This window comes from Paraburkholderia sp. EG304 (assembly GCF_046543485.1).
Classification (GTDB): domain Bacteria; phylum Pseudomonadota; class Gammaproteobacteria; order Burkholderiales; family Burkholderiaceae; genus Paraburkholderia; species Paraburkholderia youngii.
Map to the genome: position 1 here is coordinate 46,482 of NZ_JBKGUA010000018.1, position 24,503 is coordinate 70,984.

The following is a 24,503-nucleotide window of genomic DNA, read 5'->3' on the forward strand; positions in this document are numbered from 1 at the left end:
TTGTCCGATCAGGACGCCTTGCGTTGAGCCATGTCTTGTTCGGCCTGGCCGAGCGGGATTGCACGCAGCATCTCCGAACGCGACTTCGCCCCCGTCATCAGGAACGCAAGATCCGAGCCGCTGAGAATGAAACGCGCGCCTTTTTGCACGTAGGCGGTCATCAGTGCCTCGTCGTACACCCCGCCGACGCCCGGCACCTTGCCGTGCCGGTGACATGCGGCGCACACGGCGTCGACGGCGGCCGCTACACGCACATGGCCGAGTTGTCCAGTGATGCCGAGATCCGCCGCAAGATCGGTCGCGCCGACCAGCAGCACGTCGATGCCGGGCACCGCCGCGATCGCGTCGACGTTCTCGAGCCCTTCGCGGGTCTCGATCATCGCCACGACCAGCACCTCTTCGTTGATCGCGCGAACCACATCGGCGATCGGAAGAGCCTGGAAGCCGACCTGCGGCAACATGCCCGGGATCGACCGCCCGCCGGCAGGCGGGAAGCGGCACATGTCGGCGATCCGCGCGGCCTGTTCGCGCGTACTCACGTGCGGCACCACGATGCCCATTGCGCCGGTATCGAGCAGTCGAGTGGCGTGGAACGGCTCGTGCCCCGGCACCCGGATGATCGGCGTCACACCGCCCACCAGAGCGGCCGCGCAAATCTGCGCGGCCGTGTCGACGTCCATCGAATTGTGTTCCATATCGATGAACAGCCAGTCGAAGCCCGCCGTCTGCGCGATCTGCGCGATGTCGACGGTGCGGGCCTGGCGCAGCCCCATGCCGAGTGCCAGTTCACCCGCGGCGAGTTGCGCTTTCGCGTGATTCTTGATGGTTCTCATGAGGGATTCCATTCAGGCGGTGCCGTCGAGAGGCTCGTCGTTCGCCAGTTCGAGGTTGATGAATTTGGTGTCCATGTAGTCGCGGATCGCGTTCGGTCCGCCTTCGCGTCCGAACCCGCTGTCCTTGCTGCCGCCGAATGGCGTCTCCGCCGTCGACGCCACGAACGTGTTCACGCCGACCACGCCGGCCTGCAAGCGCTCCGTGGTTTCCAGCGTGTTGCGCATCGAGCGCGTGAAGACATACGCCGCGAGCGCGAACGGCAGCCGGTTCGCCTCGGTGATGACCTCGTCCATCGTCGCGAACGGGGTGAGGGTCCCGACCGGGCCGAACGGCTCGTCGTTCATCAGGCCGATGTGCGAAGCGGGGTGGGCGACGAGCGTCGGCTCGTAGAACCAGCCGCGACCGAATTGCGAGGGGCGCCGGCCACCGCATAGCACGCTGGCGCCTTCACTCACGGCTTCATCGACCAGACGTTCGATCGCGTCGCGACGCTTCGACGTGGTCAGCGGACCGAGATCGGTGTCCTGCTGCAACGGATCGCCGACGCGAAGCGCTTTGGAGCGCTCGACCAGCGCCTTCACGGTCTTGTCGAAGATCGATTCGTGGATGTAAAAACGTGTCGGCGACGCACAGACCTGGCCCGCATTGCGGAACTTGCCGAGTGACGCGAGGTGCGCAAATGCGCCGATGTCGGCGTCGCGATGCACGATCACGGGCGCATGGCCGCCGAGTTCCATCGTGACCTTTTTGAGGGTCTTCGCGGACATTTCGACGATCTGACGGCCGATAGGCACCGAGCCGGTGAAGCTGATCTTCGTCACGCGCGGGTCGGCCATGATCGTCGGCGTAATTGAGTCGGCTTTGCCGATCACCAGATTGACCGCGCCCTCGGGAAACCCGGCATCGACGAAACAGCGCACCAGTGCCATCGTCGCCCCGGCCGCTTCGTTCGACGGCCGGATCACGATCGTGTTGCCGGCAGCCAGCGCCGGACCCATCTTGCGGGCCAGCAGTAGCAGCGGGAAATTCCACGGCGTAAAAGCGGCGACCACCCCGAGCGGCTCGTAATGCACCAGATACCGTCCGCCCTTGACGCGACTTTCGTAAGACATACCGAACACCCGGCGCGCTTCATCGGCGAACCAGTCGATCGACTCAGCGGAAGCATTCGCTTCCCCACTGGCCTGTGCGATCGGCTTGCCTGTTTCGAGCGCGACGATTCGCGCGAGCTGCGGCACGCGTTCGCGGACGATCGCCGCAGCCCGGCGCAGCAGCGCTGAGCGCTCCCACGGCGTGAGCTTGCGCATTGCGGCTGAGGCGTCGGACGCGGCGTCGATGGCCTCGGTGACCTGTGCCTGCGTGGCCAGCGGCAGATAGCCCAGCCGCTGTTCCGTCGCCGGATTGATCGAAAGCTGGCAGTTGTCAGCCGTCGCGGCTTGCCAGCGGCCTCCGAGCAGCAAGCCGTGCTCGCGGTAGTGCGCCTCTAATTCCATTTGCTTCCTCCTGACAGGTATCGCGGATGTTCGCGGCTTTGTAGGTGCTTTCCCGGGGACTCCTTTGCATGCACTCTTTTTCTTATATCAACATCTTGACATCTAAGTGTCAACACTTTTAGAGTTTGTGTCAGCGAAATACGATTCATCGCATGCACTTTCAGTAACCGAGGTTCACAAGAAGAACGCCACCGGCGCCGCCGAATGCGTCATCCACCATTTGCTTTCCATGGAGCGAGACGAAAATGAGTTCGTATTCCCGTCGTACCTTTCTTCAAACGCTCGGGGCCGCCACGGTGGCGGCGATGGGGACTGGCGCCGTGCCGTCGCTCACTCGAGCGCAGAGCGCGCAGTTCAAGCTGAAGTACGCGAACAACCTCGCGCTGTCCCATCCGCTCAACGTTCGCGCGAAAGAAGCCGCGGACGCCATCCAGAAGGAATCCGGCGGCCGTGTCGAGTTGCAGATTTTCCCGAACGGTCAGATGGGCACGGATACCGACATGCTGTCGCAGGTTCGATCGGGCGCCATCGACTTCCTGACCCAAGGTGGCGTGGTGCTGTCGACGCTCGTGCCGGTCTCGGCGATCAACGGCATCGGCTTCGCGTTCAAGGATTACAACCAGGTATGGGCAGCAATGGACGGCGAGCTCGGGAGCCACATCCGCACGGCGATCTCGAAGGTCGGGCTCGTCGCGATGGAGAAACCGTGGGACAACGGCTTTCGCCATCTCACGAGCTCGGTCAAGCCGGTGCAAAGCCCGGCCGACCTTAAAGGCTTAAAGATTCGCGTGCCGGTCAGCCCCCTTTGGACCTCGATGTTCAAGGCGCTCGACGCCTCGCCCACCAGCATCAACTTCAGCGAGGCGTATTCGGCGCTGCAAACCAAGGTCGTTGAAGCAGAAGAAAACCCCCTCGCGCTGATCGAAACCGGACGCTTCTATGAAGTCCAGAAGTTCTGCTCGTTGACCGGCCATATCTGGGACGGCTTCTGGTTTCTCGGCAACGCGCGGTCGTGGGGCAAGCTGCCGCCGGACTTGCAGACGATCGTGGCGAAACACCTGAATGCGGCCGCAGTGGCTGAACGCGCCGACGTCGCCGCACTGAGCACATCGCTGATCGGGAAGTTGCAGTCACACGGCATGGCGTTCAACAAGCCCGATATCCAGCCGTTCCGCGCCTCGCTGCAAAAGGCCGGTTTCTACGACCAGTGGCGCAAGAAGTACGGCGATGAAGCTTGGGCGTTGCTCGAGAAGTACACGCAGAAGCTCGCATGAGCACGGACCACCGAAGAGTTTCTGGAGAACGAGTCATGACTTCCCGAGTTCATCCCGAGCAGGTGTTCGCCCACGACATGGGCGCGCCGAAGCAACGACATGCGGCATCGAAGGTCGTGCGCGTCGGCAGCGCACTGGAACTGGCCATCAAGTGGATCACCGAAGTGCCCGCTGCGCTGCTGCTAGTGGCCGAAGTGGTGCTGCTGCTCACCAACGTTTTCTGCCGCTACGTGCTGCAGGATCCATTGATCTGGGGTGACGAACTCGCGTCGATCCTGTTCATCTGGCTGTCGATGCTGGGCGCAGTGGTGGCGTTGCGGCGCGGCGAACATCTGCGGCTGACGATGTTGGTTGCCAGAATGTCCCCGCAAAACCGCGCGTTTGCGGAAACGCTTGGAAATTTCATCGTGATGACCTTCGTGCTGCTGCTGGTACGGCCGGCAACCGACTGGGCGATGAACGAATGGATCATCAGCACGCCGGCGCTCGATCTGCCGAATGCCATCCCCGCAGCCGCGATTCCCGTGGCGGCTGTGCTGATGCTCGTGCTCGCCGTTACGCGGTTGATCGAGCGCTCGTCACTGCGCGATTGCGTGAAGGCGTTCGCGCTGGTGGCCGGGGTCGCAATTGCGCTCTATTTCGCACGGCAAGCGCTCGCGCCACTGACCGCGGTCAGCCTGATCCTTTTTTTCGCCGTCGGCGTAGTCACGATCATCTGTCTCGGTGTGCCGATCATGGTCGCCTTCGGGGTGTGCACGTTTGCTTATCTCGCAACCGTCACCGGCGCACCGTTGACGATTGTCGTGAGCACCATGAATCAGGGGATGTCCAGCCTGATCCTGCTCGCCGTCCCGCTGTTCATCCTGCTCGGCGCGCTCATGGAAGCGATGGGGCTTGCCGAAGCGATGATCCGTTTCCTCGCTTCGCTGATCGGGCACAAGCGTGGCGGCCTCGCCTATGTGCTGATCGGCGCCATGTATCTCGTCTCCGGCATCTCCGGCTCGAAGGTGGCGGATATGGCTGCGCTCGCGCCGGGCCTGTTCCCGGAAATGAAAAAGCGCGGCGCGAATGAAGGCGACCTCGTCGCAATGCTCAGTTCGGCGGCGGCCATGTCGGAAACCATTCCGCCCAGCCTCGTGCTGATCACGATTGGGTCGGTAACCGGCGTTTCGATTGCCGCGCTGTTCACAGGCGGCTTCATGCCGGCCGTGGTCGGCGCGGTAGCACTCGCGGCAGTCGTCTGGTTCAGAAGCCGCGGGGAAATCCTGCAAGGCGTGCAACGGGCCTCCCGGGCCCAGGTCGGCCGCGCATTCCTGATTTCTCTGCCTGCGCTCGCGCTGCCCTTCGTGATCCGCGCGGCCGTGGTGGAAGGCATCGCGACCGCGACGGAGGTGGCGACAATCGGCGTGGCTTACACCTGTGTGGCGGGTTTGCTACTGTATCGCCGTTTCGACTGGAGCCGGCTCTATCCTATTCTGGTGGAAGCGGCGTCGCTGTCTGGCGCGATTCTGATCATCATCGGGTGTGCAACCGCGATGGGATGGGCGCTCACGCAGTCAGGCTTCTCCGCGCAACTCGCCAAGTTGATGATGGCTGCGCCTGGGGGCAAGCTCGGCTTCCTGGCGATCTCCGCGATTACGTTCGTGATGCTCGGCAGCTTTCTGGAAGGAATTCCGGCAATCGTACTGTTCGGGCCGCTACTGTTCCCGATCGCGCGTGCGATGGGCATCGCGGACGTGCACTACGCAATGGTCGTGGTGTTCGCGATGGGACTGGGCCTGTTCGCCCCCCCGCTTGGCCTTGGCTTTTATGCGGCGTGCGCGGTCAGCAAGGTCGACCCGTCCACCGCGATGCGCCGCGTTTGGCCGTATCTGGGGGCTTTGGCGGTGGCCCTCATCGTGATAGTGCTGGTTCCGTGGGTATCGACGGGTTTTCTGCAAGCAAAATAAAGGTATCGAATGACACAGAAAGGGCAATCAACATGAAAAACGCGTTTAACAGTGAACCGAACGGCAAGGGGAACGCGCGCGCGCCCGAGGTAATCGCGTCGAAGCTCGACGACATTCGCGAACAGGTGCGCGCCATGATCCAGCGGGGGGACTTGCGCCCCGGCGAACGTGTGAATGAGCAGGCGCTTGCAAACCAGATCGGCGTCGGCCGCAATTCGGCGCGCGAGGCCCTGCGCTCGCTCGAACAGGCGGGGCTCGTGCGAATCGTCCCCAATCGGGGCGCCGAAGTACGGCGGCTGTCGCTCGAAGAGGCGATGGATCTCTATGAGATTCGAGCAGGGCTCGCACGCACGGCGGGACGTCTCGCCGCTCTGCGTCTGACCACCGACGAGGAGCAGTCGCTGAGCCTTCTCGTTGACAAGATGGACTCCGCCGTAGCCGAGCGCAACAGCCCTCTGTATCAGACTCTGAACACCGAGTTCCACCGTCAACTCATGGCAGCGACCAAGAATCCGCGGCTGATCACGATCAACCAGGCTGTCGCAGATGAACTGACGCTCTATATTCACAAAGGCGTGTATTCGTTCACGCAGATGCAGCGTTCCGCGAAAGAACACCGCGAGCTTTTCGAGGCGCTGCGCGCGGGCCAAGCCGACGCGGCTGCGGAGGCTTTCGAGAATCACGTGCAGACGGGCAAGAAACGCATGCTCGACACCGTGTCCACGAGCACGTCCGAACGTTAATGAAGTGGAGCAGCCTGTTGAAAACCATCGTCTTTCTGGACCGCGCGACGCTGTCGGCCGATCTACCCGATTTTCCGTTTTCGCATCGCTGGGTCGAATATCCATCTACGGCGCCGGAACATGTGCTGGAGCGTTGCCGCGATGCGCAGATCGTCGTGACCAACAAGGTTCCACTGTCGGGCGAAGTGCTCGAGCAGTTGCCGAAACTGGAACTGATCGGCGTGCCGGCCGCAGGCGTCAATCATCTGGATATGGAAACATGCCGCCAACGGAGCATCGAAGTAGTCGCATGTCCGGGCTATTCGACGATCTCCGTGCCGGAGCACGCGTTCGCACTAATGCTCGCGCTGCGCCGCAACCTGATTCCTTACTGGAAGGACGTCTATGCTGGAGGCTGGAGCGGGTCACCCACTTTTTACGCTGAACTGCATCCGATCGCGGATCTGCACGGGTCGACGCTCGGCATCGTCGGTGCCGGTCACGGTGGAAAGCGACTCGCCGAACTGGCCGGCGCGTTCGGCATGCGTGTGCTCTTCGCCGAACGCAAGCACGCCAAGGCGGTGCGCGAAGGCTACGCTGCATTCGCCGAGGTGCTGCGCGAGGCGGATGTAATCAGCCTGCACTGCCCGCTTACCGATGAAACGCGACATCTCTTCGGTCTCGCCGAATTCGAGCGAATGAAGCGCAGCGCGTCGCTCGTGAACGCCGCGCGCGGCGGCATCGTCGACGAGGGGGCGCTGATCGAGGCGCTCGACCGCAAGCTGATCGCGAACGCCGCGCTCGACGTCCTCGAGCAGGAGCCGCCAGCGATCGGTCATCCGCTGTTGACCAGCGCGCGCACGGATCTGATTGTGACTCCACATGTCGCATGGCGGACTCAGGTGGCGATGCAGCGACTCGTTACACAGCTCGCGCACGGCATCGAACAGCATTACGCGCGGCGCTGAGAGCGAAATTCGACGAGATAGTGTTGCGCCGTTTCAAGCTCCCTGACAGCAACATTGCAATAAGCAGCTGTGGCAGAACCATGGTGAATTCGGAGATGGAGCCGCCAGCCTCCGCCACCGAATTCGTCGCCTTTTGGTGTGAATACCATGTCTCTTGCAGGATTGGCGAGCCCTTGAGTAGGGCGCAGGCTTTCTCCGCTGAAGCCTGCATGGTCCGAAGGTCAATGCAAGAATCGAAAAACTCATCGGCAGAGAAACTTTATATGTTTTTAACCTAGTGCTTATGTGAAAAACTTGGTTTGAGGCGCGAGATCGAATCAATACACTCCGTCTCCCTGACTATTCCAAATATTATTCGGGGAAACAATGAAGCTACAAGCCACTCGCGCGCTCATTGCTGTCGTCGCGGCAGCACCAACCTTTGCATGGGCCACCAACGGCTATTTTTCCAACGGCTACGGCGTCGCATCACAGGGCATGGCCGGCGTCGGCATCGGCTTTCCGCAGGACGCCCTTGCCGCTGCGGCCAATCCCGCAGGTATTGCCTTCGTTGGTAACCGCATCGATGGCGGCATCAGTCTCTTCCTGCCAGATCGTGGCGCCAACGTGTCCGGCAACCGTTACGGTGCTAACGGCGACTACGACGGCAACAATCGCTCGATCTTCGTGCTGCCCGAATTCGGCGTTACATATCAGTTTCTGCCGAACGTGTATGCGGGCCTTGCACTGTACGCGAACGGGGGGCTCGACACCGGCTACGCCCATAACCCCTATCAAGCGTTCGGTGCCACGGGGTCAGCAGGCGTGGATCTCGAACAGATGTTTCTCTCGCCGACAATTGCCTACAAACTGCTCGACCGGCACGCGTTCGGCATCGGCCTGAACGTCGCGTTTCAACGCTTTACGGCAAGCGGGCTGCAGCCGTTCACTGGCATGTCGGTCGCACCCGGCAACGTAACCGATCAGGGTGCCGACACTTCGGTCGGGGTTGGCGTGCATCTTGGCTATACCGGGGAGATTACGCCGACACTGACCGTCGGCGTGACGTGGGCATCGAAGATTCATGGCCGTTTCGACAAATACAAAGGTCTCTTCGCGGACGGCGGCTCATTCGACATCCCGGAGAACTACGGTGTCGGGTTTTCCTGGAAGGTTACGCCGGCATGGACGGTGGCGGCGGACTTTCAGCGCATTATGTACGGCAACGTGAATTCGATCGCGAATCCGCTCGCCAACCTGTTTGCAGGCAATGCGTTGGGATCGTCCGACGGCCCAGGCTTTGGCTGGCGCAACACGAACGTGATCAAGATCGGCACGAGCTATGATGTATCGAGCCATCTCACGCTCCGCGCAGGCTACAGTCATTCGAGCCAGCCGGTGGCTAGCACGGAAACATTCCTGAATATCCTCGCACCGGGTGTTGTGCAGGATCAGGCGACCCTGGGCGCCACGTGGAAGCCCGATGCGAAAACATCATTCGGCCTCTTCTATGGACATGCGTTCAAGAACACGGTGAACGGCGACAACTCGATTCCCGCAGCCTTCGGTGGAGGCAATGCGAATGTTCACCTGTCCGAAGACGTGGTGGGCGTCTCGCTCGGCAAGCAATTCTGAGCCTCGCCATTGCGGGCGCCGGCGCGCCCGCGAGCTGGTGCTGGTTTGCGCGGCCGGTTGCAGCCCGCGACTTGCTTCGGCGCTGCTCTCGCTAACGGCGCATGAGCGGCGCCTTGCTGGGGGAATCATGATATCCGCGCCGACAATGAGTTTGCATTCGACGGCAGTCTGTTTCGGCGGCTCAATGACCGAAGTTCATCCAGATCGAGCCGTTTCGACATGAAAGGGCGAATCTCCAAGACGGGTCCGACACCGGCAGTTCGCACCGTGTGACAAAGGGAGTTTGACGCGGCCGCTTCTCAGCTCCATCCAGTTGGCACAGGTCGGTCGTCCGCCGCGTTGTGACAAATTTAATGTCGCGACGGTAACGGTGCTCTTGTGCTCGGCCATGAGCCGATAGACTGTATCCCCAAGTACGGTCTCGTGCTCTAGCACCGGGTCTGAAATGTCGCGCAGTACCGGCTCGTACGCTTGCAGCAAGACGTAGCCAAGCTCGTTGCGTTCCCTGAGCAGCACGTTCGCATGCTCGATTGCGCTCTTCATTTGCAGGCCCGCGTACTGCGACGGCAGCGCCGCGAGACTGAACAGATCCCCATCGGTGTTGAAGCCGAACTTCGACACCATATCGAGGCCGATACGCGATGCCTCCTGCAAATCCGACGCAGCGCGGCGACCAGACCGTGACCCGCCTCATGCACCGCGATGCGCTTGCGCTCGTCCTCGGTAAGCGCGTTCGGCGACCGTCCGGTTTGACGCATTTAACGCGTCAAAAAAGCTTGCATTTCGCGTGTGAAAAACTATCTTTGGTTAACAAAACGATTCTTCGCCTGGCACCGGAGGAGACCCATGCCGGCAACACGTATGATGATTGCGCGTCGTGCTGGCGTGAGCGTCGCCACGGTCGATCGTGTGCTGCGCGACGATCAAGGGGTTCGCCCTGAAACAGCCGAGCGCGTGCATCTCGCACTGGCCACTTTGCGTGACGATCGCGCGAGTCGCGGCCGGCCTGCGAAAGCCACGTCATTCCGGGTCGCCTTCGTCTTACCGCAAATCAACTCCCGGTTTCTCGATCAGGTCGAGCGCGATATCGCGCTGTCGGCCAGCTTTTTTCGCGAGCATCGCCTTGTTCCCTCGTTCTACCGTTGCGACCTGTCCAGCCAGCGCGACGCAAGCTCACTCGGGCAGCAACTGATCGACTACGACGCGCTCGTGCTCGTGCCGCTCGATTACCCCTGGGTCGAGCGGATGATTCAGGACTTGACGGATGCCAACGTGCCCGTCGTCACGGTCTTTTCGGATTTACCGTCGAGTGCGCGCGCGGCGTACGTGGGTGTCGATAACCGCATTGCCGGACGAACGGCGGGGCTGCTGATGGGCCGCTTCGTCGGTTCGCGCATCGGCACGGTCGCCGTGTTGTCGGCGTCGTCGCGTCTGCACGATCAGCTCGAGCGTCGCACGGGTTTTTCCCAGGTGCTCGAAGAGGACTTTCGCAACCTGCGCTGGCTCACGGAGCCCGATTTCGCCGAAGACGACGACAGCGCCGGACTCGCCGTGCAAGGACTGATGGCGGGACATCCGGATCTGGTCGGCGTGTATGTGACGGGCGGCGGCATTTCCGGCATCGCGTCGACGCTGCAGGAATCGGGTGACAAGACGCGCGTCGTGCTGATCGGCCACGAGTGCACGGCCGACACTCGGGCGCAACTGTCGGAGCGGGCGATCGACGTCATCCTCGATCAGGATGTGCGCGGCATCGTCCATTGCGCGGGGCTCGCCGCCATCAATTTACTGAACGACGTGCGCGGCGTGCTCGCCATTCCGACGCCCGAAACCCGTATTTATCTTCGTGAGAATGCGCATGCCTGAAGCTCGCGACACGCGGACGGCTCGCTGAGTCTGCCAGTGCTCTAAATACAGCGTCCGGCGCATGGGCGCTGTCTGTCATCAGGTTGGAGACCCGACGGAGACAAGGAGAAGAGACATGTTACGTCTTACGACAGCAAGGGTAATCGCGGCGCTGCTGGCGTCACTGGGGCTGAGCTTCGGATCGGCGGCGCACGCGCAGGGCAAGCAGTTGACGTTATGTTGGGCCGCATGGGACCCCGCCAATGCACTCGTCGAATTGTCGAAAGACTTTACGGCGAAAACCGGCATTGCGATGAAATTCGAGTTCGTGCCGTGGACGAGCTACGCGGACCGCTTTATCAATGAACTCAATTCGCACGGAAAACTTTGCGACCTCATCATCGGAGATAGTCAGTGGATTGGCGGTGCCGCGGTCAATGGGCACTACGTGAAGCTTAATGACTTCTTCGACAAGAACAAGATTTCGATGAACGATTTCGTGCCGGCGACCGTCGTCGGCTACTCGGAATGGCCAAAGAACACGCCGAATTATTGGGCGCTGCCCGCAATGGCGGACGCCGTCGGCTGGACGTATCGCAAGGACTGGTTTGCAAGGCCCGAACTGCGCGCGGAGTTCAAACAGAAGTACAAGCGCGAACTCGAACCGCCCACTACGATGGATGAGCTCAAGCAGACAGCCGAGTTCTTTCAGGGCCGAAAGATCGACGGCAAAACCGTGTATGGCGTGTATATCTTCACAGAGCGCGGTTCGGAAGGGATCACGATGGGCGCGACCAACATGCTCTATAACTTTGGCTTTGAATACGAGGACCCGAAGAAGCCTTATCGCCTGGACGGCTTCGTGAATTCGCCAGGCGCCATCAAGGGGCTCGAATTCTACAAGGCGCTTTACAAGTGTTGCACGGCCCCGGGCATGACGAACGCCTACATGCAGGAAGGGCTCGATGCGTTCAAGTCTGGCCAGGTCGCGATGCAGATGAACTGGTTTGCCTTCTTCCCCGGACTGTACAAGGACCCGAATGTCGGCGGCGACAAGATCGGCTTCTTCGTCAATCCAAAAGAAACGAAACAGTTCACACAGCTCGGCGGGCAAGGCATTTCAGTCGTGTCGTACTCAGACCACAAGGCTGACGCGCTCGAATACATCAAGTGGTTTGCGCAGCCCGATGTGCAGAAGAAGTGGTGGCAACTCGGCGGCTACTCGGCGGCGAAGTCAGTGGTAGATGCGCCGGACTTTCCGAAGAGCGCGCCATTTGCGCCTGCATTCCTGAAGTCGATGGCGATCGTCAAAGACTTCTGGGCCGAGCCCGCGTATGCCGAGCTGCTGCTCGACATGCAAAAGCGCGTGCACGACTATGTGGTTGCCGATAAAGGCACCTCGAAGGAAGCGCTCGATCTGCTCGTCAAGGACTGGAACAAGGTCTTCAAGGCTGAAGGGAAGAACTAGCGTTATTGCACATGAACACGCGGACCGGCAAGCCGATCAATCTTGTCGGTCAGCGACAACAAGGAGTCAGGCATGTTGGCAAACAAGCCTTTTCCTCCGGAAGGGTTGCAGACGAAAGCGCAGACGCGCGCTGCCGCGCGCCTGCGCGGGCTGTCGGACCGGACTATCGCGTGGCTGTTCATTCTTCCGACTATCGTGCTGCTGCTCGCCATCAACATCTTTCCGTTGATCTGGGCATTGCGGTTGTCGTTCACGAACTTCAAGTCGAACATGCCGAGCGTGCCTGCGCGCAATGTCGGCATCGACAATTACACGGACATACTCACCGACGAAGACATCTGGTACGCCATGCAGGTGACGGCGCGCTTCGTGTTCTGGTCGGTCGGGCTCGAAGTGCTCCTCGGTTTCGGGCTCGCGCTGCTGATCAACCGGCAGTTCCGCGGCCATAGCTTCTGGACCACGCTGATTCTGCTGCCGATGATGCTTTCGCCCGCTGTGGTCGGCAACTTCTGGACCTTCCTGCTGCAACCGCAAACGGGACTTTTCAACGACATCGTCAGCTTTTTCACGGGCATTCCACCAAACTCGTTTCAGATGATCGGCGACGTGCCGCTCGCGCCGTGGACCATCGTGATGGTCGATACGTGGATGTGGACGCCGTACGTGATGCTGATCTGTCTCGCGGGATTGCGTTCGATTCCGGACTACATCTACGAAGCGGCCGAAGTGGACCGTGCTTCGCCGTGGCGGCAATTCTGGTCGATCACCTTGCCGATGACCCTGCCGTTCCTGATGCTTGCGATCCTCTTTCGCGGTATCGAGAACTTCAAGATGTTCGACATGGTGAACCTGCTGACATCAGGCGGCCCGGGCTCCGTAACGGAAACTGTGTCGATCACGCTCAAGCGCGCTGCGTTCGAGAAGTGGCAGACGGGGTACTCGTCCGCACTGGCGATCATCCTGTTCGTGGTGGTCTTCGGCGCGGCGAATATCTATGTGAAGGCACTCAACCGGGTGAAACAGCGATGACAGACCTTGCGCTTCAACAGTCGGTGGTGGCGGCATCGCCGCGCAGCAAGACGTTCGCCGCCTTCATCGTTATCGCCTACGCACTGATTGCGGCCCTGCCGATCGTATGGATCATCCTGACGAGCTTCAAGACGCAGGAAGACGCGGTTGCCTATCCGCCCGTCGTGGTTTTCCACCCGTCGATGGAGGGCTATGTGAATCTGTTCACCATCCGCTCGCGGCAGACGCCCGAGTTCATCGCGAGCTTGCCACCCGCTCAAACCTGGTATGACCGCGATGTGCGCAAGCGCAATATGGTGATTGCGGGGCCGTCGAAGGTCTTGCCGCGCTTCGTCAATTCGCTCGTGATTGGCTTCGGCTCGACCTTCCTTGCGGTTTTTCTCGGCACGCTCGCAGCCTATGCGTTCTCGCGTTTCAGGATCCCGCTTGCCGACGACTTGCTGTTCTTCATTCTGTCGACGCGGATGATGCCGCCCATCGCCGTCGCGATTCCCATCTTTCTGATGTATCGCGCTCTCGGCCTCTCCGATAGCTACCTCGGCATGATCGTGCTCTATACGGCTGTGAACGTGTCGCTCGCGGTGTGGCTGCTCAAAGGATTCATGGACGAAATCCCGCGCGAATATGAGGAAGCAGCCCTCGTCGACGGATATACGCGGTTGCAGGCTTTCGTCAAGGTCGTGCTGCCCCAGGCGATCACGGGCATTGCCGCGACGGCCATTTTCTGTCTGATCTTTGCATGGAACGAGTACGCGTTCGCATTGCTGCTGACGAGCGGCGATGCACAGACGATGCCGCCGTTCATTCCGTTCATCATCGGCGAAGGCGGACAGGACTGGCCGGCCGTCGCGGCCGCCACGACGCTGTTCGTTCTGCCCATCCTGATCTTTACTGTTGTACTGCGCAAGCATCTGTTGCGCGGGATCACCTTTGGAGCAGTGCGCAAATGAAAGCCCAACCTGCCATGCCGCGCCGCCGCCTGTTCCGACGGCGTTACTGTGAGGGCGCATCGACCGTGCTTATCGGCCTCGGCATTGCGATGCTCGTCCAGCCATTCACGGTCGATCTCTACACCTGGTCGTTTCCCGTGATTCTGGTGGGCGCGCTGGCTTTCGTCGTCACCAGTCACTTCCCGGAGTGAGCCATGTCGACGATCGTTCTCTCCAACCTTCATAAACGCTTCGGCGCCTTCACTGCGGTGCACGATACGAATCTCACCGTGAGCAACGGCCGCTTCGTCGTGCTGCTGGGACCGTCCGGCTGTGGCAAAACGACGACGTTGCGCATGATTGCCGGGCTCGAACTGCCGACCTCAGGCCAGATTTTGATCGACGGCGAAGATGTGACGGGATTGCGGGCGCGTCAACGCGACATTGCGTTTGTGTTCCAGATGTTCGCGCTCTATCCCCATATGACTGTGCGGAACAACATCGCCTTTCCGCTGAAGAACGAAGGCATTTCGCGCCGCGAGATTGCGGCGCGTGTCGATGCGGCCGCGCATATGCTGCGCATCGAAAGTCTGCTGGACCGAAAGACGGGTGGGCTGTCGGGCGGCGATCGTCAACGCGTCGCGTTGGGCCGCGCGATTGTCCGGCACCCGAAGGCTTTTCTGATGGACGAACCGCTGGGCACGCTCGACGCGGATTTCCGCGAACTGATGTGCCTTGAGTTGCGCAAGCTGCACAATGCGCTCCACGCAACGACGGTCTACGTGACGCACGACCAACGGGAAGCGATGGCGATGGCCGACGACATCGTTGTGATGAGCGGCGGCGAGGTGCTGCAATCCGCGTCGCCGCATGAGGTCTATCACTTCCCAGCGACCGTGTTCGTTGGGAGCTTTATCGGCAGCCCCCCGATGAATTTTCTGGCCGTGGACGGCGGCGTCGAAGCGGGCGTGGAATCGGTCTCGCTCCGTGGTGTGGCCGTGTCGGTGCCGCGCACTGTTGCATCCGCCGCGAAAGCGCTGCTTGGCGTGCGGCCCGAGCACGTCGTGATCGACGAGCACAGTGCGTTGCGTGGACGCGTGATTGCCGACGAGTATCTCGGCTCGCATCAGATTCTGGTCGTCGAAACGGCGCTCGGCGTGGTGCGCGTGCAGGTCGGCAAGAACGAAGGAAGAGCGACGGGAGCGCAGGTCGGGTTGTCGTTTCACAAGGAGCGCACGCTGATGTACGACGCATCCAGCGGCGTGCTGCTGCCCGGCGCTGCGCGGCAGATGGCCGTCAACGGACGCAGCAACGGAGGCGCTTATGTCTGAGATTCGCCTGCATGGGGTGACGAAGCGATTTGGCGATATCGTCGCGGTGGATGATGTGTCGTTCGACGTGAAAGAGGGCGAGTTCGTCGTGTTGCTCGGGCCGAGCGGCGCGGGCAAGACCACCACGTTGCGGCTCATCGCTGGTCTCGAACGCCCCGACGAAGGCGAGATATTCATCGACGGTGCCGCCGCGAAGGACATGCATCCGGCGGACCGAGACGTCGCCTTCGTCTTTCAGCAGTATTCGCTGTACCCGCATCTGACGGTGTTTGGCAACCTGGCGTTTCCACTGCGCTCCCCGCGGCGGCGCGTGAGCGAGGCGGAAGTCACCGCGCGCGTGCAGATGGTCGCGCAGATGCTGCACATCGAGTCGAAACTTGGCAATCTGGCGACGCATCTATCGGGCGGCGAGATGCAGCGGGTCGCCATCGGACGCGCGCTAGTGCGTCAGCCCAAGGTGTTTCTGATGGATGAGCCGCTGTCGTCGCTCGATGCGAAGTTGCGCGAGGAGATGCGAATCGAACTGAAGCGTCTGCATCGCACGATCGGCGCGACGATCATCTACGTGACGCACGATCAGGTCGAAGCGACCACGCTTGCGGATCGCATCGGCATACTCGAGCACGGACGCATCGTGCAGATTGGTGCGCCGCGCGATGTGTATGGCAATCCCGCTTCACTTGGCGCTGCGCAACGTCTCGGCTCGCCGCCCATCAATCTGCTGCCACCCATGTTGTTCGATCTTTCCACGATGCCGGCCGGCACGTCGACGGTCGCGATCCGGCCTGAAGACATCGTGCTGCACGCGCCTGATACGCGCGACGTGATCAATCTTCGCGTGCTTGAATATTCCCCGCTGCGACATCTGCTGATCATGGAGCGCGACGGCACCGCCATCGTCGCGACGACCATGACCGAGCGCAATTTCACGCCTGGGCAAACAGTCGGCGTGTCGCTGCCTCCGCGCAGCCTTCTCTATTTCCGCTCCGACGGCAGGAGGATTCCGGCATGAACGGGAAAACGGTCATGGCGTGCATCGAGGCCGCGCACGCGACGCTAAAGAAACACACGGATGAGATCGCCGCGCTCGATCAGCAGATTGGCGATGGCGATCATATCTTCAACCTGTTGCGGGGCGTCGATGCGCTGTTTGCGATGCGCGCCGATATCGAGGCCGAGGCGTTTGCGCCCGCGCTGGAACAGGCCGCTTCCAAATTGCTGTCGACCGTGGGCGGTTCGTCGGGACCGCTGTTTTTTTCGTTGCTGCATGGCATGGCAAAGGCCGCGCAGAACTTGGACACAATCAGCGTGGAGGACGCGGCGCGGATCTTCGCCGCGGGTGTCGACGCCGTAGCCCAACGCGGCAAAGCCGGCATCGGCAGCAAGACGATGATGGACGTGCTCATCCCCGTCTCGTCACGCTTCGTGGAACTAGCCGAAGATAGTGCGGCGCCCGAAGCCGTGCTCGACGCGCTGCCGCTGACGGCCGAAGAGGGCATGCGCGCGACGCGCGACATGCTCGCGACCAAGGGGCGCGCGTCGTTTCTCGGCGAGCGTGCGCGCGGGCACATCGATCCCGGCGCACGGTCGAGCCAGTTGATGATCAGTGCGATATGCGCGCGGCTCGCGCAGGACAGAGAGTGAAAGGAGCGCAGACCATGAAAAAATTTATCAACCATGTCGACGACTTTCTAACTGAGAGTCTTACTGGATTCGCCGCCGCGCATGGTGATCTCGTCGTGCTCGACAACGATCCTGTGTTCGTGCGGCGCAATACGCTGAAGCCAGGCAAGGTTGCGCTCGTCTCGGGCGGCGGCTCGGGACACGAGCCTTTGCATATCGGCTTCGTCGGGTACGGGATGCTGGATGCCGCGTGCCCCGGCCAGGTATTCACTTCGCCGACGCCCGATCAGATGATGGCAGCCGCCAAGGCCGTCGATACGGGCGCGGGAACGCTCTTCATCGTGAAGAACTATTCCGGCGATCTGATGAACTTCGAAATGGCGTCCGAGATGTCGGAGTTGCCGAATGCGATGGTGTTGATCAACGACGATGTCGCCGTCGAAAACTCCAGTTATACAACGGGGCGGCGCGGCGTCGCGGGTGCCGTGATCGTCGAGAAACTGGTGGGCAGTCTCGCCGAGAGCGGCGCCAATCTCGAACAATGCAAGGCGTTCGGCGACCGGATCAACAAGCGTACGGCGTCGATGGGCGTCGCGTTTTCCAGTTGCACGGTGCCCGCGGCGGGCACGCTGACGTTCAAGATCGGCGACGATGAAATCGAGGTCGGCGTTGGCATTCATGGCGAGCCAGGGCGGCGCCGCGCGCGCTTTGCCACAGCCGATGCGATCGCGGCAGAGCTGCTGACGGCGATCATCGCCGATTTGAAGCCGGGGAACGGCTCCGAGTTGCTGGTCTTGATCAATGGACTGGGCGGAACGCCGCTCGGGGAACTGTATCTGTTGTTCAATTCCACACGCTCGTGGCTGCACCACCGCGGTCTCGCGGTCGCGCGCGTGCAGGTCGGATCGCTTACGACGTCGCTGGAAATGGCCGGCGCGTCGATCACCCTGTGCGTGCTGGACGACGAAATGAAGCGGCATTGGGATAGCCCGGTGCATACGCCATCGCTCAGATGGGGAATGTAGCCTGTCGCCACGTGGCCGTCAGATTTGCGCACGCGGCGGCAGCGGAACCGCGCGCGGGCCGCGAGCAGGGACATCGGTTTGAAATTTCTGTCACGCTAGCGCAACAAGGCGGACCGAGCCGGCTGCAGGTTGCGTTGAAAATCGATGAGCCAGGCAAACTGCTGCGGGCTTTGGAGGAAATGCAGAGCCAGTGCCCGCAATTCCCGGTTTGAGAAAAGCTCGATGAGTTCGGGGACCCTCAAGCCCCCGTGAAATCCGCCGTCGTACTGGCGCCGCACCCAAAGGCCGATGAGGGTCCCGAAACGGTCTACCAATCGCAGCAGTTCGAGCGGCCGGTTTTCGAATCTCACCGGCCGTGCAGCCAGTTCAGAACTGCAGGCGCGACGAACACCGTGCCGTCCCGCGACGCGGCGTTGATGGTTGGTGGCACGCTTCGCGACGAACAGCTAGCTGCAACGGCGGTTCGGTGATCGTGTGCGGCCGAGGGGCGAGAGCGATCCCGCCGTGCATCAGTGTCCTGAGCAGCGACTTCGCGCCGGGCCTCGAGCTGCGGCGACTAGTGAAGACGAGTCAGATGTGAATGCCACCCGCCACTTCTATGCGCTGCGCGTTTACCCAACCAAAGTCATCCGATAAAAGACCGGCAATCACTGGCCCTACATCCGACGGCAGTCCCGCTCGGCCCAGAGCGGTATGGTCGGCGACGGCCTTGTTGACCTGCGGATTGTCCCGTACGACGCCACCACTGAAGTCCGTCGCGATCGCGCCTGGCGCTACGACGTTGACCGCGATCCGGCGCGGCGCGAGTTCAAGGGCCATATAGCGCGTCAGCGCTTCAACGGCTGCCTTCATCGGCCCGTAGATCGCCCGCCCAGGGAACGCGAAACGTGCCAGCCCCGAGGAGATGTTCACAATCCGTCCGCCGTCGTTAATAAGCGGCAACAGCTTTTGGGTCAACAGGAATGGTCCCTTGAAATGCACCGCGAACTGAGCGTCAAGCTCCGCTTCGGTGCCCGCTGCGAACGTAGCCGCTGAAGACGTCCCTGCATTGTTCACCAGATAATCGAAGCGTTGCGCGCCCAACTTCCCGAGTGCTTCTCGCAGATGTGTGACGAAATCATCAAATGCGCTTCCATCACCCACGTTCAACTGGAGGGCAAACGCCTGTCCGCCCGCTTCGGCAACCGTCGCACAGACCCTCTCTGCCTCGACGCGATTTGAGTGATAAGTGAACACCGAGCGGACTACACGACTCGCGAGGCGCAGAACTGTGTCGCGGCCGATCCCGCGACTGCCTCCTGTGACGACCGCGATTTTTGAAGTCGGGTGACGATCCCTGTCTGTTTCCATTTGGCACCTGCCGGTAAGTTGGAAAACCTCAATTCTCCGGGGGGAGCCGCGAGCAGTTAATACCCGAACCTACCAAAATCTTGCCTGATCCTGCTCCGCTCACTAAGCTTGATCGACGCGCATTCTCCATACAGGGCAGCTATGTCGAACGAACTGGCCGTTGCACTGCTTCGTTATATCGAAACGCAAACAGGAACAAGCCCATACCGCACGGCCGTGGACGGGCTTCTGATTCTGCGCTCCGATCACCCCAAACCGCCGACATTTCGCACAGCCCGCCCAGCACTGTGTATCGTTGCACAGGGTGCCAAATGGGCCAGCTTTGGTGGCGCGAAACTGGAGTACCGGGCCGGACAGGCGCTAGTGGTCGGCGTTGAGACTCCGTCGCAGGGCCGAGTGTTCGAAGCAAGTCCGGACAATCCTTGCCTGGTTCTGGTTCTGGAACTCGACCTGATGATCATGCGCGCCGTTGCAAGGGAGATGTCGTCGCCCCCTGTGGCGGCAGGAGACGCAAGCCGCGGCGTGTTCGTTGCGGACTTCGATGGCCCGCTGGCCGATTGCGCGGTGCGGGTCGTCCGCTTGCTGGATACCCCGGACGCAGTCAGAATTCTGTACCCGCTGCTCATGCGGGAGATTTGTTATTGGTTGCTAAGAGGTCCGAAAGGCGCCGAAATAGCAAAGCTGGCGTCGACCGGGAATGCCTCGCACGGCGTTCTGCGCGCGATGGAAAATATAAGAGCTCAATTTTCGCAGCCAGTGCGAGTGGAAGATCTGGCTGAAATTGCCCAACTAAGTCCGTCGGCATTCCATCGGCAATTCAAGGCGTTGACCGGACTTCCCCCTCTCCAATATCAGAAGCAATTGCGCCTACTGGAGGCTCGCAGGCTGCTGCTCTCACAGTCGATGAGCGTCCAGGCCGCCTCATTTGAGGTGGGATATGAGAGCCCCTCGCAATTCAGTCGGGAATACGCGCGGATGTTTGGCGCACCACCCAAACGAGACAAAGAGGACTCGACCAATGTGAAGACAATGCGCGATGCTGCTTGAGTTACCCCGGGAGTTCGAGGTTCGCACTTCATGGGCCCGCGCATCGCAACGTAGCCGTGGTCACATCGGCTCTACGACATGAACGGCAGTTACAGTCCCGGCAGGATCTCCAGCAATACCGCGTGGACCGCCGCGCCCTACAGTGGTTTGCGGACGCAGGTCACCGCCTACAAGCAGTGCCCGAAACACGCCATCAATTCACCCCATGTGGATTCGAGATTCTGAGCCGCCAGCCACCATCGGGGCCCTTCTCCATGACTTGGGTCGCAGTCCCGTGTTCGACATGCTTCTGGCCGTCGGGTCGCGGGATGCTGAGGGTCCAGTCCAGCAGAACGAGCGCAATCTCGCCGCTCGACAGTACGAGGCGCACGGTATTTCGAACATGCGGTCGCATCGCTAGCAACTCCGCAAGCGACCGACGTAGGTCGCCTGGGCTTTCCGCGAGGTCACCGTTCGTCATTCGCATAGCGGCGTTATTTCTGAATAGGCGGAGCACTGCATCGAGATCGTTGGCGTTCATCGCCGTATCGAAGGCGGCCGGGACGTCCGCAGGCGCGTTGCACACTACAGACTTGTCTTCAATCGCAGCGACAAAATTTGCGATGTGTTGCGCAACCTCCGCTGGTGATTCGAGTGGCGACAGGTGCCCGATGCCGGGAAGGATGTGCATCGCCGCATGCGGAACGCGAGGCAACAGTTCAGCCTGTAACGTGGCGACCCGATCCACCTGATCCCGCTCTCCCGAGATGACGATGGTCGGCACGACGATGGACGTCACCGCTGCTGAGATATCTTCGCGCATCGCGATCTCGGGCCACGCAGCCTTCGCTTGCGGTGCGGCCTTCAGGCTGTCTTCGATGACCTGTTCGCGGCACGCGGCATCGAGCGGTCTCGCGGTGAGGACGTTGTCGATCACGAACTCGACCGATTCGCGTGACTGGTAAGCGCCCGACAATGTCGCGCGTTCCTCCTCGGAGAGAAGCATGGGCGAGGGCGGCGACGGCGCGACCAGCACCAGACCTTCGAGTCCCTCAGGCCGACGCGACGCAATGAGTTGCGCGACCTTGCCGCCCATCGAATGGCCGACAAGCACGAAGCGCTTCAGACCCAGCGCCTCGATCACGCCCTCGGCATCGTTCGCCAGATCCTCGATACGGTAGCCATGCGCGGGTGCATCGGAGTCGCCCCAGCCGCGATGGTCCGTGGCCACGATGCGGTATCGGTCCGGCAGCGCCTGCGCTACCTTGTCCCATGTGCGCGACGATCCGCCATAGTAGTGCAGGAAGACCAGCGCAAGCTCTCCGCTGCCTCGCTGCGAGACGTGAATGCGCGTACCGTTCGTTTCGATGTCCATTTCGTGTTCCTCGCTGGTTGGAAGGACCATCGTAGAGCCGCGCATGTGGTTTGATAATTGCTCGAATATTGGCGACAGTCGATAATGCAGCTATCGAATCAGGTGACGATATGGATCGACTGACCAGTCTTGGCGTGTTCGTTGCGGCCGTGGAAGAAGGCAGCTTCGCGGCCGCCGCGCGGCGTTTCGGGCTTTCGCCCGCGATGGCGGGCAAGCATGTAAGTGAGATCGAGGCACGGCTGAATGTGCGACTGCTTCAACGCACGACGCGGCGGCTGAGCCTGACGGACCCGGGCCAGGCTTACTACGAGCGTTGCAAGCAAATTCTCGAGACGTACGCCGAAGCCAATCGGGAGGCTAGCGATTCACACGGCACGGCACGGGGCGTTCTGCGCGTCGCCGCGCCCGTCACGTTCGGTGCGATGCATCTCGGACAAGTCGTTGCGCGCTACGTCGAGGACCATCCGCAGGCGAATGTCGAGGTCGTGCTCGGGGATCGTTATGTCGATCTGCTCGATGCGGGCATCGACGTCGCTATCCGGATCGGGCGACTGGAGAATCCGGCGCTGGTAACACGCCGGGTCGCCCCTTGCCGGATGGTTATATGCGCATCGCGCGCGTACGTCGATCGGCATGGAACACCGCGCAAGCCGCGCGATCTGCTTCAGGCGCCCAGACTCGCGTTCAGCGAAGCGGTATCCGCCGGGGACTGGACGTTGTTCGATGCGAAGGGGCGTGCACATATTATCGAAGGACCCGTGCGGGTGTCGGCCAACAACATGCAGATGCTGCTGTCGGCCGCGCTCGCCGGCGCCGGTATTGCGTACGGCCCGACATTCGTCTTTGGGGAGCATCTGCGGAATGGGGAACTCGTCGCGCTGCTGCCGGCATACCGCGCCACCGAGCTGGTAGTGCAGACGGTCTATCCGAGCGCTCACCGGATACCGTTCAAAGTGCGGCGGTTCGTCGATTACCTTGCCGAAGCGTTCGGCAATGATCCGCCCTGGGATGATTGGAGCGTGGGAAAAACCGCCAGAAACTGAATTTGAGGTTTGGCGTTTCTCGAACCAGATTTGACCTTTTGAGTCCGGCCAAGAGCTGCTGTCCGCGCTTTCCGGAAAGTCGACACCCCCGCGGCCGCTTCGGTCCTGCCATCTGCCCGTCGACCAGCGAGCGTCGACCGGCTGTAACGGGTCGTGAAGACCCATTCGCATTTCGCCGATGCCGACAAGCACCTGCACCTTATTGTCAATGACAGCAAAGGGTCATGCAGCAGCCACACAGCGTGTGACTGGCGAGCGTCCGCTTTGGCCGAACTACTGTCATCGGCCCGTTATGTGCCCTTGACGGCTCGACCGGCGGCTGGAGGTAAGTGGCGCCCCGCTCGGCCTCGTGGCGAGGGGGATTACAGAGTAGTCGCAGGCGAGCGGATTGCCGCGATAACGGGTGTTATCACTGCAGGCACATCGCCGGCATTCAGAGGTCGCGAACATCGCTTCGCCGTGCTGGGTGCGTCGCGCCGCCCGGCTCTGCCGGCCGGGTTCGGCCGGTTTGCCCGCCCCGGGCCGGTTCGCACTTTACGGGCGGCCTTGCGCCGTCCGTATGATCAAATCAGATCAGTTATCGCAGTTCCGAAGAGTCCACGCGCACATGACTGCGGGTTCCTGCGGACGCTTCGAGGGCACGCGCAGTAGCGAGAGACAGGTATCCATCGCGGCCGCTCGCAGCCGGACTCTCGTTTGCAGTAACGGCGCGATGAAACTGGGCGACCCCCGTCACATACAGGTCACCATGCGAGACCTCGATCCGCTCTTCGCCTCGTGCGGTCCGCAGCGTGAGTTCCCCGATGGGTCGCTGGGTCATCACATCACGCCCGATGAGTGAGCCTTCGGAACCATGCACCTCAAGTCCCGTCGGCGCGAAGGGAACGGTAAACGCATCATGTATCTGCGCAAGCACCCCATTGTCAAAGCGGATGATACCCATCACGCCGTCTGCAAGCCCCGCTTTTCCCAAGCCGCCGGACGTGGTCATGGCACTCACCTCGACAGGCTCGGCGTCGAGCAGGAAACGCAACGTATCGACATCGTGTACCGATATGTCGAGCACGACGCCACCGCCTGCCTCTGGCCGGTCGATACGCCAGCCGCGCAAGTGCGGCGGCAACGAAACCGCGTGAAAGACGCGCGCAAACAGAAGCGAGCCAATCGCGCCTGCCCTGATCAGATCGCGCATGCGTCGATGCGTGGCCGCGCAGCGCAGATGGTGATTGGTTGCGAGTATGACCTGATGGCTGGCACACGCTTCGATCATCTGCCGTGCGTCGTCGGTAGTGAGCGCGAGAGGCTTCTCACAGAGAACATGCTTGCCCGCAGCAGCCGCTGCGAGAACCTGCGGCAAATGTTTCTCGTTGGTGCTGCTGATATAAATCGCGTCAATATTCGGGTCTGCGAGCACTTCGTTCAGCGCTGCGCTCGCTTGCGGGATGGAATGTTTGTCCGCGAACTGCCGGGCGCGCGCAAGGTCGCCACTGACAATGGCCCTTATCGCTCCGTCGGGTTGAGCGCGTATGGCGTTGATCATCCATTCCTCTGCAATCGTGCTGGCGCCCACTAGCGCCCATTGAACAGCAGTTCCCATCTTCCGTC

The 24,503-nt window shown here is 61.3% G+C and carries 22 protein-coding genes and 1 pseudogene; 16 read left to right on the forward strand and 7 right to left on the reverse strand.

The window, feature by feature from the left end; genetic code table 11:
* Positions 1-8: 8 nt before the first annotated feature.
* Together ACLFKU_RS21700 and ACLFKU_RS21705 are read right to left on the reverse strand one after the other, a co-directional pair.
* Positions 9-833 (reverse strand): HpcH/HpaI aldolase family protein, encoded by an 825-nt coding sequence (locus ACLFKU_RS21700; protein ID WP_410850424.1) that lies wholly within the window; start codon positions 831-833, stop codon positions 9-11.
* 12 nt (positions 834-845) lie between these two features.
* Positions 846-2,327 (reverse strand): NAD-dependent succinate-semialdehyde dehydrogenase, encoded by a 1,482-nt coding sequence (locus ACLFKU_RS21705; RefSeq protein WP_410850425.1) that lies wholly within the window; start codon positions 2,325-2,327, stop codon positions 846-848.
* A gap of 245 nt (positions 2,328-2,572) precedes the next feature.
* Here ACLFKU_RS21705 and ACLFKU_RS21710 point away from each other — a divergent pair, with 245 nt between their 5' ends.
* From ACLFKU_RS21710 to ACLFKU_RS21730, 5 genes are all read left to right on the forward strand, one after another.
* Positions 2,573-3,601: a TRAP transporter substrate-binding protein gene (locus tag ACLFKU_RS21710; protein ID WP_410850426.1), complete on the forward strand. Its 1,029-nt coding sequence runs from the start codon at positions 2,573-2,575 to the stop codon at positions 3,599-3,601.
* A 77-nt stretch (positions 3,602-3,678) separates the two neighbouring features.
* Positions 3,679-5,550 carry a TRAP transporter large permease subunit gene (locus ACLFKU_RS21715; RefSeq protein WP_410850499.1) on the forward strand — a complete coding sequence of 624 codons (1,872 nt, stop codon included), beginning with the start codon at positions 3,679-3,681 and terminating at the stop codon, positions 5,548-5,550.
* The gene (locus tag ACLFKU_RS21720) at positions 5,517-6,293 is read left to right on the forward strand and encodes a GntR family transcriptional regulator (protein WP_410850427.1); all 777 of its coding nucleotides are present in this window, start codon (positions 5,517-5,519) and stop codon (positions 6,291-6,293) included. Before ACLFKU_RS21715 ends, ACLFKU_RS21720 begins: the two co-directional genes overlap by 34 nt.
* Positions 6,294-6,310: 17 nt before the next feature.
* A complete protein-coding gene (locus ACLFKU_RS21725; protein WP_410850428.1) occupies positions 6,311-7,240 on the forward strand; it encodes a D-2-hydroxyacid dehydrogenase in 930 nt (309 codons plus the stop codon).
* A gap of 366 nt (positions 7,241-7,606) precedes the next feature.
* Complete coding sequence (locus tag ACLFKU_RS21730; RefSeq protein WP_368582069.1) at positions 7,607-8,854, forward strand: OmpP1/FadL family transporter; 1,248 nt, start codon at positions 7,607-7,609, stop codon at positions 8,852-8,854.
* Positions 8,855-9,214: 360 nt separating this feature from the next.
* On the opposite strand, the pseudogene ACLFKU_RS21735 reads toward ACLFKU_RS21730, so the two are convergent.
* Positions 9,215-9,585: pseudogene (locus ACLFKU_RS21735) on the reverse strand (hypothetical protein); the annotation flags it as partial.
* Between the two features lie 115 nt (positions 9,586-9,700).
* On the opposite strand from ACLFKU_RS21735, the gene ACLFKU_RS21740 reads away from it, so the two are divergent.
* The 9 genes from ACLFKU_RS21740 (at position 9,701) to dhaK (ending at position 18,104) form a co-directional block, all read left to right on the forward strand.
* Complete coding sequence (locus tag ACLFKU_RS21740; RefSeq protein WP_410850429.1) at positions 9,701-10,720, forward strand: LacI family DNA-binding transcriptional regulator; 1,020 nt, start codon at positions 9,701-9,703, stop codon at positions 10,718-10,720.
* 115 nt (positions 10,721-10,835) lie between these two features.
* Positions 10,836-12,167, forward strand: coding sequence for an ABC transporter substrate-binding protein (locus ACLFKU_RS21745; RefSeq protein WP_152767291.1), 1,332 nt, complete (start codon positions 10,836-10,838; stop codon positions 12,165-12,167).
* Between the two features lie 72 nt (positions 12,168-12,239).
* Positions 12,240-13,196 carry a carbohydrate ABC transporter permease gene (locus ACLFKU_RS21750; protein WP_410850430.1) on the forward strand — a complete coding sequence of 319 codons (957 nt, stop codon included), beginning with the start codon at positions 12,240-12,242 and terminating at the stop codon, positions 13,194-13,196.
* Positions 13,193-14,146, forward strand: coding sequence for a carbohydrate ABC transporter permease (locus ACLFKU_RS21755; RefSeq protein ID WP_152854125.1), 954 nt, complete (start codon positions 13,193-13,195; stop codon positions 14,144-14,146). The genes ACLFKU_RS21750 and ACLFKU_RS21755 overlap by 4 nt, the downstream gene beginning before the upstream one ends.
* A complete protein-coding gene (locus ACLFKU_RS21760; protein WP_013094038.1) occupies positions 14,143-14,337 on the forward strand; it encodes a hypothetical protein in 195 nt (64 codons plus the stop codon). Before ACLFKU_RS21755 ends, ACLFKU_RS21760 begins: the two co-directional genes overlap by 4 nt.
* A 3-nt stretch (positions 14,338-14,340) precedes the next feature.
* Positions 14,341-15,456: an ABC transporter ATP-binding protein gene (locus ACLFKU_RS21765; protein WP_410850431.1), complete on the forward strand. Its 1,116-nt coding sequence runs from the start codon at positions 14,341-14,343 to the stop codon at positions 15,454-15,456.
* Positions 15,449-16,468 (forward strand): ABC transporter ATP-binding protein, encoded by a 1,020-nt coding sequence (locus ACLFKU_RS21770; protein ID WP_410850432.1) that lies wholly within the window; start codon positions 15,449-15,451, stop codon positions 16,466-16,468. The genes ACLFKU_RS21765 and ACLFKU_RS21770 overlap by 8 nt, the downstream gene beginning before the upstream one ends.
* Positions 16,465-17,100, forward strand: coding sequence for a dihydroxyacetone kinase subunit DhaL (dhaL, locus tag ACLFKU_RS21775; protein WP_410850433.1), 636 nt, complete (start codon positions 16,465-16,467; stop codon positions 17,098-17,100). The genes ACLFKU_RS21770 and dhaL overlap by 4 nt, the downstream gene beginning before the upstream one ends.
* A 14-nt stretch (positions 17,101-17,114) precedes the next feature.
* A complete protein-coding gene (gene dhaK / locus ACLFKU_RS21780; RefSeq protein WP_410850434.1) occupies positions 17,115-18,104 on the forward strand; it encodes a dihydroxyacetone kinase subunit DhaK in 990 nt (329 codons plus the stop codon).
* A 95-nt stretch (positions 18,105-18,199) separates the two neighbouring features.
* On the opposite strand, the gene ACLFKU_RS21785 is transcribed toward dhaK, so the two are convergent.
* Positions 18,200-18,454, reverse strand: coding sequence for a hypothetical protein (locus ACLFKU_RS21785; RefSeq protein ID WP_410850435.1), 255 nt, complete (start codon positions 18,452-18,454; stop codon positions 18,200-18,202).
* A 220-nt stretch (positions 18,455-18,674) separates the two neighbouring features.
* On the reverse strand, positions 18,675-19,454 hold the full coding sequence (locus ACLFKU_RS21790; RefSeq protein ID WP_410850436.1) for an SDR family NAD(P)-dependent oxidoreductase: 780 nt from the start codon (positions 19,452-19,454) through the stop codon (positions 18,675-18,677).
* 141 nt (positions 19,455-19,595) lie between these two features.
* Here ACLFKU_RS21790 and ACLFKU_RS21795 point away from each other — a divergent pair, with 141 nt between their 5' ends.
* Positions 19,596-20,501 (forward strand): AraC family transcriptional regulator, encoded by a 906-nt coding sequence (locus tag ACLFKU_RS21795; protein WP_368582079.1) that lies wholly within the window; start codon positions 19,596-19,598, stop codon positions 20,499-20,501.
* 193 nt (positions 20,502-20,694) lie between these two features.
* On the opposite strand, the gene ACLFKU_RS21800 is transcribed toward ACLFKU_RS21795, so the two are convergent.
* Complete coding sequence (locus ACLFKU_RS21800; protein WP_410850437.1) at positions 20,695-21,855, reverse strand: alpha/beta fold hydrolase; 1,161 nt, start codon at positions 21,853-21,855, stop codon at positions 20,695-20,697.
* Between the two features lie 110 nt (positions 21,856-21,965).
* On the opposite strand from ACLFKU_RS21800, the gene ACLFKU_RS21805 reads away from it, so the two are divergent.
* Positions 21,966-22,898: a LysR family transcriptional regulator gene (locus ACLFKU_RS21805; RefSeq protein ID WP_410850438.1), complete on the forward strand. Its 933-nt coding sequence runs from the start codon at positions 21,966-21,968 to the stop codon at positions 22,896-22,898.
* Positions 22,899-23,475: 577 nt separating this feature from the next.
* Here the strand turns inward: ACLFKU_RS21805 and ACLFKU_RS21810 are convergent.
* Positions 23,476-24,495 carry a Gfo/Idh/MocA family protein gene (locus tag ACLFKU_RS21810; protein WP_410850439.1) on the reverse strand — a complete coding sequence of 340 codons (1,020 nt, stop codon included), beginning with the start codon at positions 24,493-24,495 and terminating at the stop codon, positions 23,476-23,478.
* Positions 24,496-24,503 lie beyond the last annotated feature (8 nt).